12 protein-coding genes are annotated in these 12,650 nt (G+C 62.3%); 5 read left to right on the top strand and 7 right to left on the bottom strand.

Annotation, left to right across the window (positions count from 1 at the left end):
• Positions 1-100 precede the first annotated feature (100 nt).
• Positions 101-613: a zinc uptake transcriptional repressor Zur gene (gene zur, locus J0F90_RS22145; RefSeq protein ID WP_015379223.1), complete on the top strand. Its 513-nt coding sequence runs from the start codon at positions 101-103 to the stop codon at positions 611-613.
• Between the two features lie 101 nt (positions 614-714).
• Here zur and J0F90_RS22150 read toward each other — a convergent pair whose 3' ends face one another.
• The 4 genes from J0F90_RS22150 to J0F90_RS22165 all read right to left on the bottom strand — a co-directional run bounded on the left by J0F90_RS22150 (position 715) and on the right by J0F90_RS22165 (position 3,759).
• The gene (locus J0F90_RS22150; RefSeq protein WP_004936743.1) at positions 715-924 is read right to left on the bottom strand and encodes a CsbD family protein; all 210 of its coding nucleotides are present in this window, start codon (positions 922-924) and stop codon (positions 715-717) included.
• Positions 925-1,238: 314 nt separating this feature from the next.
• On the bottom strand, positions 1,239-2,576 hold the full coding sequence (dinF, locus tag J0F90_RS22155; protein ID WP_033639267.1) for an MATE family efflux transporter DinF: 1,338 nt from the start codon (positions 2,574-2,576) through the stop codon (positions 1,239-1,241).
• A 103-nt stretch (positions 2,577-2,679) separates the two neighbouring features.
• Positions 2,680-3,288, bottom strand: a complete 609-nt coding sequence (gene lexA / locus J0F90_RS22160; RefSeq protein WP_004936736.1) for a transcriptional repressor LexA — start codon at positions 3,286-3,288, stop codon at positions 2,680-2,682.
• A 102-nt stretch (positions 3,289-3,390) separates the two neighbouring features.
• Positions 3,391-3,759 carry a diacylglycerol kinase gene (locus J0F90_RS22165; protein ID WP_016930276.1) on the bottom strand — a complete coding sequence of 123 codons (369 nt, stop codon included), beginning with the start codon at positions 3,757-3,759 and terminating at the stop codon, positions 3,391-3,393.
• A 148-nt stretch (positions 3,760-3,907) separates the two neighbouring features.
• Here J0F90_RS22165 and plsB point away from each other — a divergent pair, with 148 nt between their 5' ends.
• On the top strand, positions 3,908-6,373 hold the full coding sequence (gene plsB, locus J0F90_RS22170; protein WP_033639266.1) for a glycerol-3-phosphate 1-O-acyltransferase PlsB: 2,466 nt from the start codon (positions 3,908-3,910) through the stop codon (positions 6,371-6,373).
• Positions 6,374-6,439: 66 nt separating this feature from the next.
• Here plsB and ubiA read toward each other — a convergent pair whose 3' ends face one another.
• Positions 6,440-7,312 carry a 4-hydroxybenzoate octaprenyltransferase gene (gene ubiA, locus J0F90_RS22175; protein ID WP_033639265.1) on the bottom strand — a complete coding sequence of 291 codons (873 nt, stop codon included), beginning with the start codon at positions 7,310-7,312 and terminating at the stop codon, positions 6,440-6,442.
• A 17-nt stretch (positions 7,313-7,329) separates the two neighbouring features.
• Positions 7,330-7,845, bottom strand: a complete 516-nt coding sequence (ubiC, locus tag J0F90_RS22180; protein ID WP_033639264.1) for a chorismate lyase — start codon at positions 7,843-7,845, stop codon at positions 7,330-7,332.
• 392 nt (positions 7,846-8,237) lie between these two features.
• Here ubiC and J0F90_RS22185 point away from each other — a divergent pair, with 392 nt between their 5' ends.
• The 3 genes from J0F90_RS22185 to J0F90_RS22195 are packed head-to-tail and all read left to right on the top strand — an operon-like array spanning position 8,238 to position 11,652.
• The gene (locus tag J0F90_RS22185) at positions 8,238-9,620 is read left to right on the top strand and encodes an MFS transporter (protein WP_033639263.1); all 1,383 of its coding nucleotides are present in this window, start codon (positions 8,238-8,240) and stop codon (positions 9,618-9,620) included.
• 24 nt (positions 9,621-9,644) lie between these two features.
• Positions 9,645-10,646, top strand: coding sequence for a LacI family DNA-binding transcriptional regulator (locus J0F90_RS22190; protein WP_033639262.1), 1,002 nt, complete (start codon positions 9,645-9,647; stop codon positions 10,644-10,646).
• A gap of 22 nt (positions 10,647-10,668) precedes the next feature.
• Positions 10,669-11,652 carry a nucleoside hydrolase gene (locus J0F90_RS22195; protein WP_033639261.1) on the top strand — a complete coding sequence of 328 codons (984 nt, stop codon included), beginning with the start codon at positions 10,669-10,671 and terminating at the stop codon, positions 11,650-11,652.
• A 55-nt stretch (positions 11,653-11,707) separates the two neighbouring features.
• Here the strand turns inward: J0F90_RS22195 and malM are convergent, their stop codons facing one another.
• A complete protein-coding gene (malM, locus tag J0F90_RS22200; RefSeq protein WP_033639260.1) occupies positions 11,708-12,613 on the bottom strand; it encodes a maltose operon protein MalM in 906 nt (301 codons plus the stop codon).
• Between the last annotated feature and the right edge of the window lie 37 nt (positions 12,614-12,650).

Raw genomic sequence — 12,650 nt, forward strand, 5'->3', positions numbered from 1 at the left:
CGCCTTTCTCTGCGCTATCCTCAGGGGAAAAGGGGGCAACTCTCGGCGATTCGCCGTAATCATGGTAAAATCGGCTTTTTTACGTACCGGGATATTTGCGATGAACTCAACCACCCAGGAAAAGCTGCTGGCGCAGGCGGAACGCCTCTGCCAGCAACGCAATGTGCGATTGACGCCGCAACGGCTGGAAGTGCTGCGTCTGATGACTCAGCAACCCGGTGCAATCAGCGCTTACGACCTGCTCGATCTGCTGCGCGTCGCCGAACCGCAGGCCAAGCCGCCGACGGTCTACCGCGCGCTGGATTTTCTGCTGGAGCAAGGGTTTATCCATAGGGTGGAGTCCGCCAACAGCTACGTGCTGTGCCACCACTTCGAACAGCCGATGCATACGTCCGCGCTGTTTATCTGCGACCGCTGCGGCCAGGTGACCGAACGCACCACCGAAGGCGTAGAGGAAACGCTGCAGAAGCTGGCTCAGGAGGCCGGATTTGCGCTGCGGCACAGCGTAGTGGAAGCGCACGGTCTGTGCGCCGGCTGCGTGGAAGTTGAAGCTTGCGACAGCAAGCATGACTGCGCCGAACACGATCACAGCATCGCTATCAAGAAGAAGTAAGACAAAATCAGGTACCTCCCTGTACCTGCGGCCGGAGCGCCAGAGGATGGAGCGACGCCGGCCTGCGCTGTGCAAGCCGCCTTCAATGGCGGCCCTGCAGATTACCAGCGGTGTTTGGTGTGATCTTCCCAGGCTTTCACCTCTTTTTCGGCCGCCTCTTTCTGGTAACCGTAGCGCTCCTGGATTTTGCCGACCAGCTGTTCGCGTTTCCCTTCGATGACCGTCAGATCGTCATCGGTCAGCTTGCCCCATTTCTCTTTCACTTTGCCTTTCAGCTGCTTCCAGTTACCGTCGGCTTGATCTTTATTCATAGTCTCTCCGTTAACCTGTGGTGAATCAGTGATCCCTGTCGCCGGCCGGGGTTAACCAGAAACTTTTCTGGCTGATGCTCCCTTCACCTTAAGAAGCAACGCTCCCCTTCATTTACCAGCCACATGATTCATTCTAGTTAAACATGGAAATAAAAAAGCCAATTTGCAGAATAAAAAACCATTAAAAAACACAATAAAAACAAAAAACGCCAACAAACAACGAGCTAACGCGAACGGATCTGGACTGAAAACATGTAAGCAAACATGAATAAAACATAAGATAAATTAATAAATAACCCAACAAAGCGTTCGACCTAGCGTGCAGCAAACCAGCTGCCGCGCACCTGATGACGGTGCCAAATCCAGCCCAACGCCAGGCCGCGCAGCGCCAGAAACACCGCCAGCGCCAGCCAGAGCCCGTGGTTGCCTAGCAGCGGCACGCTGAACAGCGCCAGACCGTATCCCGCAGCGGCCACCGCCATGCTGTTACGCATCTCGGCGCCGCGCGTGGCGCCGATAAACATGCCGTCCAGCAAATAGCACCATACCCCGACCAGCGGCAGAATGACCTGCCAGGGTAAATAATGGGCGGCCAACGCACGCAGTTCCGGCAAAGAGGTCAATGCCGCCACGATCTGCTGGCCGGTAACGGCATACGCCAGGCCGAAGGCCAACGCGACCAGCCCTGCCTGCCTGCAGGCCGCGTGCCACACCTTGCGCAGTTGGCTGTCGTCCCGGGCGCCGTAGGCGTGGCCCGAATGAGCCTCCACCGCATAAGCAAAACCGTCGAGCGCATAGGCGGTGAACGTCAGCAGATTCATCAATACCGCATTGACCGCCACCACCTCGCTTCCCAGGCGAGCGCCGAAAATGGTCAACGACGCAAAGCACAGTTGCAGCAACAGTGAACGCAGCATGATGTCGCGGTTGAGCGCCAGCAGGCGACGCAGATCGCCACGCCAGGCCTGGCGCAGCATCTGCAGGGTAATACCGCGCAGGCGCATCACCCGCCACGCCAACCACAGCCCGAGCAGCAGCGTAGCGTATTCGGCGATGGCGGTTGCCGCCGCCGCCCCCCGCACGTTCCAGCCCAGGCCCATCACCAGCCAGATATCCAGCACGATGTTCAGCAGGTTGCCGACGATCAGCAGGATCACCGGCGCCCGCACGTACTGCACGCCGAGCAGCCAGCCCAGCAGCACCAGATTGGCCAGCGCCGCCGGGGCGCTTAACCAGCGGATCTCAAGAAAACGCCGCGCCTGTTCCAGCACCTCGCCATCGCCACCGACGATCCGCAGCGCCAGTTCGATCAGCGGATAACGCAGCAGGACGATCGCCGCGCCGCCCAACAGCGCCAGCAGCAGCGGTTGCATAAAGGCGCGCGCCAGCGCTTGCGGGTTCTGTGCCCCCAGCGCTTGCGCCGCGAGGCCGGTGGTGCTCATGCGCAGGAATAACAGCAGCATGAAGAGGAAGCTGGTCGCCACCGCGCCGATCGCCACGCCCCCCAGGTAGATCGGGCTGTCGAGGTGGCCGATCACCGCGGTGTCCACCAGCCCGAGCAGCGGCACGGTAATATTGGAGAAGATCATCGGCAGGGCGAGGCGCCACAGGGCTTTATCGGTGTCGCTGGTGAAGGCGGAAATCAGGCGCATGATGGGATGTTCCTGTGACTGAGTGACAAAGGGCGAGGTCAGAAACAAAAACGCCCCAAAACAGGGGCGATTGATACAGGGAGCGGCGGTGATGGGCCGGCGATTAAATCCAGTCGCCGTTGCGGATCACGCCGACCGCCAGCCCTTCGATAGTGAAATTCTGCTGACGCAGATCGACCACTATCGGTTGGAATTCGTTGTTCTCCGGCAGCAGTTCAACCACATTGCCGTGCTTTTTCAAGCGCTTGACCGTCACTTCGTCTTCGATCCGCGCCACCACGACCTGGCCGTTGCGCACGTCTTGCGTTTTGTGCACCGCCAGCAGATCGCCGTCCAGAATGCCGATGTCGCGCATTGACATGCCGTTCACCCGCAGCAGGAAATCGGCGCTCGGTTTAAACAGGGAAGGATCCACTTGGTAGTGCCCTTCGATGTGCTGCTGCGCCAGCAGCGGCTCGCCGGCGGCGACGCGGCCGATCAGCGGCAGCCCTTCTTCTTCTTCCATCAGCAGACGGATACCGCGCGAGGCACCGGAGACGATTTCGATCACGCCTTTGCGTGCCAGCGCCTTCAGGTGTTCTTCGGCGGCGTTAGGCGAACGGAACCCCAGACGCATCGCGATCTCGGCACGCGTTGGCGGCATGCCCGTTTGCGAAATGTGCTCGCGAATCAGATCGTAGACCTCTTGCTGTCTGGTAGTTAGTGCTTTCATTCCGCCCCCTGTTTGTTTATACAGTCTTGCTGTGAGTATATACAGGTAAGCGCGGATTGGGAACCGAAGAATAAATAAAAATCAGTCAGTAGGCGCTTTTCGTCAGCCGAAATGCTGCCATAGGACCGTGCCCCAAACGAACAGCGCCAGCGCGATCGCCAGCGACACCGCCGCCGATCCCATGTCCTTGGCCCGCCCGGACAGCTCGTGATGTTCGCTGCCGATGCGATCCACCACCGCCTCGATCGCGCTGTTCAGGATCTCGACGATCATCACCAGCGCTACCGATCCGATCAATAAAATGCGCGCTATCGCACCCACATCCAGCCAGACAGCCAGTATGATAGCCAGAAGGGTGACCACCAGTTCCTGGCGGAAAGCCGCTTCGTGCTGCCAGGCGGCGGATAGCCCTTTATAGGAATAGCCGGCGGCCTTGATGATGCGGGTCAGTCCGGTTGCTTGGTTTGCCATGTTTTCGTGCCTTTCTCAGAGGTCGGTCATAATAAAAAGAGTCTAGAACAGTCCGCGCTGACGGCTCTCGGTTTTCGAACACCACAGATCTGCTACCCGGTTTCTGGTATGCTTGCGGCGCATTGCTAACAAGAGGCTTCACGTTGTTATGTCAGGTTGGCGTAAAATTTATTATAAAATATTGAATTTACCACTTAAATTGTTGGTAAGAAGTAAGGTCATCCCTTCAGATCCGGTTACCGAGCTAGGGTTGGATCCCTCACGGCCGATTTTGTATGTTTTACCTTACAATTCCAAGGCGGATTTGCTGACGCTGCGCACCCAGTGCCTGGCGCAGGATCTGCCCGATCCGCTCAACTCGCTGGAGATCGACGGCACCGTGCTGCCGAGCTACGTGTTCATTCACGACGGCCCGCGCGTGTTCCGCTACTACACCCCGAAAGAAGAGTCGGTAAAGCTGTTCCACGACTATCTGGATCTGCATCGCAGCAACCCGGATCTCGACATTCAAATGCTGCCTGTTTCGGTCATGTTCGGCCGCTCGCCGGGCCGCGAAGGCCACGGCACGCCGCACCTGCGTCTGTTGAACGGCGTGCAGAAATTCTTCGCCGTGCTGTGGCTCGGCCGCGACAGCTTCGTACGCTTCTCCAACACCGTGTCGCTGCGCCGCATGGCTACCGAACACGGCACGGATAAAACCATCGCGCAGAAACTGGCGCGCGTGGCGCGCATGCACTTCTCGCGCCAGCGCCTGGCCGCGGTGGGCCCAAGCCTGCCGGCCCGTCAGGATCTGTTCAACAAGCTGTTGGCGTCCAAAGCGATCGAAAAAGCGGTCGAGGACGAAGCGCGCAGCAAGAAGATCTCGCACGAGAAGGCCCAGCAGAACGCCATCGCGTTGATGGAAGAGATCGCCGCCGACTTCTCCTACGAAACCGTGCGTCTGTCCGATCGCGTGCTGAGCTGGACCTGGAACCGGTTGTATCAGGGCATCAACGTCACCAACGCCGAGCGCGTGCGCCAGCTGGCGCAGGACGGCCACGAGATCGTCTACGTGCCCTGCCACCGCAGCCACATGGACTATCTGCTGCTGTCCTACGTGCTGTATCACCAGGGCCTGGTGCCGCCGCACATCGCCGCGGGCATCAACCTCAACTTCTGGCCGGCCGGCCCGATCTTCCGTCGCCTGGGCGCGTTCTTCATCCGCCGCACCTTCAAGGGCAACAAGCTGTACTCGACGGTGTTCCGCGAATACCTCGGCGAGCTGTTCACCCGCGGTTACTCGGTGGAATACTTCGTGGAAGGCGGCCGTTCCCGCACCGGGCGCCTGCTGGAGCCGAAGACCGGCACCCTGTCGATGACCATTCAGGCGATGCTGCGCGGCGGCACCCGTCCGATCACGCTGGTGCCGATTTACATCGGTTACGAGCACGTGATGGAAGTGGGTACCTACGCCAAAGAGCTGCGCGGCGCCACCAAGGAAAAAGAGAGCCTGCCGCAGATGCTGCGCGGCCTGCGCAAGCTGCGCAACCTGGGTCAGGGTTACGTCAACTTCGGCGAACCGCTGCCGTTGACAGCTTACCTCAACCAGAACGTGCCGCAGTGGCGCGAGTCGATCGATCCGATCGAAGCTCAGCGTCCAAGCTGGCTGACGCCGACGGTCAACGATCTGGCCGGCCAGATCATGGTGCGCATCAACAATGCCGCCGCGGCCAACGCCATGAACCTGTGTTCCACCGCGCTGCTGGCCTCGCGTCAGCGTTCGCTGACCCGCGAACAGCTGGTCGAACAGCTCGAGTGCTACCTGCAGCTGATGCGCAACGCGCCTTACGCGCATGACGTCACCGTACCGACGCAAACGCCGGACGAGCTGCTGGATCACGCGCTGAACATGAACAAGTTCGAGGTGGAAAAGGACAACATCGGCGACATCATCATTCTGCCGCGCGAACAGGCGGTGCTGATGACCTATTACCGCAACAACATCCACCACCTGCTGGTGTTGCCGTCGCTGATCGCCAGCATCGTGATGCATCACCGCCGGGTATCGCGCGCCGAGCTGCTGCGCCAGATCGGCATGATCTACCCGATGCTGAAAGCCGAGCTGTTCCTGCATAACGACAAGGAACAGCTGCCGGAAGTGCTGCGGCCGATGATCGACGAGCTGATCCGTCAACAGCTGATCTGCGACAAAGGCGACGATCTGGTGCTCAACCCGGCGCGCATTCGCCCGCTGCAGCTGCTGGCCGCCGGGGTGCGCGAAACCCTGCAACGCTACGCCATCACCATGTCGATCCTCAGCGCCAACCCGAGCATCAACCGCGGCGCGCTGGAAAAAGAGAGCCGCATCATGGCGCAGCGTCTGTCGGTGCTGCACGGCATCAACGCGCCGGAGTTCTTCGACAAGGCGGTGTTCTCCACCCTGGTGGCGACGCTGCGTGAAGAAGGTTACATCAACGACAGCGGCGATGCGATCCGCGAGCACACCCTCGAGGTGTACAGCATGCTGAGCGATCTGATCACGCCGGAAATCAAGCTGACCATCGAAAGCGTCAACATGCCGGAAGAGACTAACGCTCTGCCGCAAACCGATGCGGAAGAAGAGAAAGACGAGTGATTTCGCCCGGCGCGAAAACACAAAAGGCACCCCTTGGGGTGCCTTTTTTCTTGCTGCAGGAAACCGTTACGCCGGCAGATAGCTCAGCGCGATGCCGATAAACACCACCAGCCCGACATAGTTGTTCTGCAGGAAGGCCTTGAAGCAGGCTTCGCGCTCGCGCCCGGCGATCTGCTTCTGCTGGTGAATGAACAGCGCGCCCGCCAGCAACAGCGACCAGTAAAACGCGCCGCCGAGCTGCGCCAGATAACCAACCCACGCCAGCAGCAACAACGTCGCGAACTGCAACAGCCCGACGATCAGCTTGTCATAACGCCCGAACAGGATGGCGGTGGACTTGATGCCGACTTTCAGATCATCGTCGCGATCGACCATCGCATACAGCGTGTCATAGGCTACCGTCCAGCAGATGTTCGCCAGCAGCAGCAGCCAGCAGCTGAGCGGCAACGATTCGCTGACCGCCGCATAGCCCATCGGAATGCCCCAGCCGAACGCGGCGCCCAGCACGAACTGCGGCAGGTTGGTCACCCGCTTCATAAACGGATACACCCAGGCCAGCGCCAGCGCCGCCAGCGACAGCCAGATGGTCATCGCATTCAGCGTCAACACCAGACAGAACGAAATCAGCACCAGCACCACGAACAGCACTTTGGCCTCTTTCGCGCTCACCCGGCCGCTCGGCATCGGCCGCCCGGCGGTGCGCTTTACGTAGCCGTCCACCGCGCGATCGGCGTAGTCATTCACCACGCAGCCGGCGGCGCGCATCAGGAACACGCCGAGCACGAACACCACCAGAATCGACAGCGGCGGCACGCCTTTCCCGGCCAGCCACAGCGCCCACAGCGTCGGCCACAACAGCAACAGCGTGCCGATCGGTTTATCAATGCGCATCAAATGGCTGTAAGCCCGCCATTTACTTTGAGTCACGCTTCCCTCCAACGTCTTGTTCTCCTCTCTTATGCAGGAACCGCTGAATACAGCGGTGAAGCCGGTAAAAACAGTTCGGTCAGCAGCAGCGGCTTGCCCGCCAGCCGCAGCCGTGAACGACGCGCCCACAGCGCGTCCTGTCGGCCGATATGGATATAGTCGCGGGTCAGATCGCCGCTGCTGAACAAATAGCGCCCCAGCGGCAGCGTGCCCAGATCCACCAGCGCCTGGTCGGGGCCGGTCAGCGTATGTTCCGGGATCACCGTGCGCCCCAGCAGCCAGGGCTGGCCGTCGCCCAGCAGCACCACTTCGCGCAGCCAGTAGCGCGGGCTGTCGGGCAGGTGGTTCGCCTCGTCGCCCAGCGCCTCGCGCGTGACGAAGCATTCGCGCTGCGGTTCAACGCGCACCTGGGTGCAATGGCGTTCAAATCGGCGGGTCATGGAGCCTAACTCCATCAGCCAGTCGCTGACGGCGGCGGGCGCCGGAGGATCCTGTTCGGATAACCACTCCAGCGGCGGCAGGATGGAATCCCTGATGCCAGACATTGCTTTACTCCTCGCCTGAACCGCAGCCGGTACGGCGCGCCAGACGATACAAACTGTTAACAGGCCCCCATTGTAGCGCAGAAATGCGAAAGCGGCAGGCTGATTCGTGGCGAAAACGGCAGGTCTGTCGACCGGAAAAACCGGGGTTCTGTCATCTTTTTGCCATCCGCATTCTCTATCTTCGTTTCCCGGCGCGCTGACGATTCTGTGATCGCCCGCAAAGTTTCAGCTTCCTCGCGTTGTGTTATCTACGCGCGTAGATACCCTGATACGGCAGCGTTGAATCGCCATGCGTCCGACATGATTTGTCGGCACACCTTTGTTGCCGGCACCAGGGAAACCATCTTTAACCGCGCCCCTCCAGGCGCAGAACAAAAGAGGATAGCACTGCCATGAGCGAAACAACGCTTGCCCCTTCACAGACCGCCGACGCCGCGCTGGCGGCCGATGAACGCCTGGCAACCAAAGAGGGGCGCAGCCAATTTTGGCGCGCCACCTTCTCCTGCTGGCTCGGCACCGCCATGGAATACGTCGACTTCGCGCTGTACGGCCTGGCGGCCGGCATGGTGTTCGGCGACGTGTTCTTCCCCGAAGCCACGCCGCTGGTGGCGCTGCTGGCCAGTTTCGCCACCTACTCCGTCGGCTTCGTCGCGCGGCCGATCGGCGCGCTGGTGTTCGGCTGGATCGGCGACCGCAAAGGCCGCCGCGTGGTGCTGATCACCACCGTGGCGCTGATGGGCCTCTCCACCACATTGATCGGTCTGATCCCGTCCTATGCGCAAATCGGCGTCTGGGCGCCCGCCTGCCTGGTGATCCTGCGCTTCGCGCAGGGGTTCGGCGCCGGTGCGGAGCTGTCCGGCGGGGCGGTGATGCTGGCGGAATACGCGCCGGCCAAGCGGCGCGGGCTGGTCGCGTCGATCATCGCCATCGGCTCCAACAGCGGCACCCTGCTGGCGTCGCTGGTGTGGCTGCTGGTGCTGCAGCTGGACAAGGAAGATCTGATGAGCTGGGGCTGGCGCATTCCGTTCCTCGCCAGCATTCTGATCGCCGGCGCGGCGCTGTACCTGCGCCGCCACGTGCGGGAAACGCCGGTGTTCGAACGCGAGCTGCAGCAAAACCACCAGCGCATGCTGGACGCCGCCCAGACCGCGCCGGACTCACGCAGCTACCTGCAACGCACCAAGGCGTTCTGGGTGATGCTCGGCCTGCGCATCGGCGAAAACGGCCCCTCCTACCTGTGCCAGGGCTTTATCGTCGGCTATGTCGCCAAGGTGCTGATGGTCGATAAATCAGTGCCGGCGCTGGCGGTGCTGATCGCCTCACTGTGCGGTTTTCTGGTGATCCCGCTGGCCGGCTGGCTCTCCGATCGCTTCGGCCGCCGCATCACCTACCGGTGGTTCTGCCTGCTGCTGGTGCTGTACGCTTTCCCGGCGTTCTGGCTGCTCGACAGCCGTGAGCCGGCGATCATCATCTCGGTGATCGTGGTCGGCATGTGCATCGCATCGCTGGGGATCTTCGGCGTACAGGCGGCCTATGGCGTCGAACTGTTCGGCGTGAAGAACCGCTACTCCAAAATGGCGTTCGCCAAGGAGCTTGGGTCGATCCTCTCCGGCGGCACCGCGCCGCTGATCGCCACCGCGCTGCTGTCCGGTTTCGGTCACTGGTGGCCTGTCGCCTGCTATTTTGTTGTAATGGCGGCCATCGGCTTAATCACCACCTTCTTTGCTCCCGAAACCCGCGGCCGCGATCTCAACCTGCCGCAGGATGCCGCGTAGCGGGAAGGCGAACAGGACCTCAATTTGGATAATCACTCCGCGCGCCGCGTGACCCGCGCCGACGTGGCTCGCATAGCGGGCACCTCCGTCGCCGTGGTCAGCTATGTGATCAACAACGGCCCGCGCCCGGTGGCGGAAGCCACCCGGCTGCGCGTGCTGGCGGCGATCGAGCAGACCGGATACCGGCCGAACGACATCGCGCGGGCATTGGCCTCCGGCAGCACGCAAACCTATGGGCTGGTGGTGCCGGATATTTCCAATCCGTTCTTCGCCACGCTGGCGCGGGCGCTGCAGCAAGAGGCCTTCAGCCGCGGCCGCGTGCTGCTGCTGGGCGACGCCGGCGACGACCGGCAGCGCGAATATGAGCTGATCAACAACCTGCTGCGCCGCCAGGTCGACGGCCTGTTGTACACCAGCGTCGATCGCCATCCGTGGTTCGAGCTGATCCGCGCCTCCGGCACGCCCTGTGTGATGATAGATACCATCGACAGCCAGGCCGGGGTCTGCGCCATTCGCGTCGACGAGCGCGACGCCGCCTGCCAGGCGACCCGCCATCTGCTGCAGCACGGCTATCGCGACATCGGCATTTTTATCGGCCCGCTAACCATGCTCAACGCGCAGGATCGCCTGAACGGCTGGCGCGATGCGCTGCTGGAGGCGGGCATCGCGCCGCGCGACGAGTGGATTTTCGAGGTCCCCTACACTCGCCAGGGCGGCTACCAGGCCACCCAGCGCATGGTGCAAGGCCCGCGCCCACGCGCCGTTTTCACCTCCAACGAGCAGCAGGCGCTCGGCTGCCTGTCGGCGCTGGCGGAACATGGGCTGCGCGCGCCGGACGATCTGGCGCTGATCTGTTTTAACGGCACGCAGCAATCCGAATTCAGCGTGCCGCCGCTCAGCGCGGTCGAGCAGCCGATCGACGCCATGGCCAAGCGGGCCATCGCCATGCTGGCCGCCGGCGCCGCGCCCGCCGAGCTGCATGAATTCGCTTTTCAACTGCGCATCCGCCATTCATGCGGCTGTTAGCGGTTTTTCAGGACACCTTACTATGCGTTTAATCATTGATTGCGATCCCGGTAACGGCGTTCCCGGCGCCAACGTCGACGACGGTCTGGCGCTGGCCCTGGCGCTGGCGGCCAAACCGCAGCTGCAGCTGGAGCTGATCAGCATCGTGGCCGGCAATACCCCGCGCGAAGTGGGCTTCGCCGTCGCCACCGATCTGCTGGCGCAAAGCGGCTACCAGGTGCCGGTCGCCCTCGGCGCGGCGCGCGCCCTGAGCGAGCCGCCAGAGCCATGGCGCGCGCATCTGGACCGCCCAATCGCCGATCCCAAGCTGGCAGCGCTGTGGCGCGACCTGCCCGCGCCCCCGCTGGCCAACGCGCCCGCACCGGACGCCGCCATCGCCATCGGCGAACTGATCTGCCGGCATCCCGGCGAGATCACGTTGGCGGCGATCGGCCCGCTGACCAACGTTGCGCACGCCATGCAGCTGTACCCGCAGATGGCGCAGGCGGTGAAAGAGATCGTGATCATGGGCGGCGTGTTCAACGTCGAAGGATACATCAAGGACACCAATTTTGGTTTGGATCCGGAAGCGGCGCGGCTGGTGTTGAACAGCGGCGCCAATATCACGCTGGCCCCGCTGGACGTCACCACCCAGACCATGCTGACCCAGGCGGATCTGGCCGCACTGACCCAGCCGGATACGCCGCTGTGCCGCTATTTGCGCGCCACCACACAGCCGTGGATCGACTATTCGCGCCATACGCGGCGCCTGCCGGGCTGCTGGATCCATGATGCGCTGGTAATCGCCTGGCTGTTGGAACCGCAGTTGGTCACGACCGAAATGTTCCATGTGGATGTGGCGCTGGAAGGGGCGTTGACGCGCGGCAGCTCACGCCGTTGGCGACCGGGCGGCCTGCGCCTGACGGTCGGCCTGCCGCCGCCGCAGGGCAAGCCGGTGCGCATCATGCAGCAGGTGGACAACCCCCGTCTGCTGACGCTGATCGGCGCAACGCTGGCGCGCGGATGAAAAAAGGTGCGCCAAGGCGCACCAATCATCGAGCCAGCATCGGCAGCGCCGGGTGTTACCCCTTGCCTTTAACGCTGCTGATAAACGTTTTACGCGCAGTGGTCGAGCCCAACTTCTCGGCCTCATTCATCAGCTTCAGCGCCTTGTCGATATCGCCCGCCTTCACCGCCTGCTTGATGCCGTTATTGAAGTAGCTTTCGGTATCGTCGAGCATCGGCTCCGCCGGTTTCTCCGGGGTCGGTGCCGGCGCCGCCACGGCGGCCGGTGCGGTTGATCCCACCACCACCGGCGCCACGGTCGGCGCAGGCTGCAGCATGCCGATCATCACGTTGCCGGTGCCCTGTTCCGCGGTGACCTTAAGCTTCAGCGTGCCGGTCGTCGCGTGGCCGGCGATCGGATCCGGGATATCCGGCACCGCGTTGCCCACGCCCTGCGCATAGGCCTTGGCCGGATTGGTCAGCTGCGTGGTTTTCGCCAAATCCTGGCGGGTGGTGTACACCAGCAGGTAAATCTGTTTTTGCCCGAGCGCCGGCGTCAGCTTCAGCGTGCCTTCGAGACGATCGGAGGACATCGCCCCCGGCGGCTGATACGGGAAATAGCTGCTCGGGTAATATGCCGCCGGGCGCAGATGCTCGTCCAGCACCAGCACGCTCGGCGCGTACAGCGAATTGTTCTTGGCGAGGCTGCTCAGCGTCACTTCCAGCGAACCGCGATCGGCCGGCAGGGTATAGGCGGCGATCGCCCCCTGGATCTCGCCCTGATTGAGCTGCGGGCTGACGGCGTCGAGCTTCACTTCTTGCGACACCGGCGGCTGCAGCGGCTGCCACGGCAGGCTTTGCAGCGTGGCGGCGCTGATGGCCGGCGCGACGGAAACGTTGGCCGGCGTATCGGCATTGGCCGCCAGAGGCGCGCCGACGGTCAGCGCCAGCGACAGGCAGAGTGACAGCAGATTCTTTTTCATCGTTATATCCTCTTTCAGCGCCGCGATGGATCAGGCA

Source organism: Serratia marcescens subsp. marcescens ATCC 13880 (assembly GCF_017299535.1).
Lineage (GTDB): Bacteria > Pseudomonadota > Gammaproteobacteria > Enterobacterales > Enterobacteriaceae > Serratia > Serratia marcescens.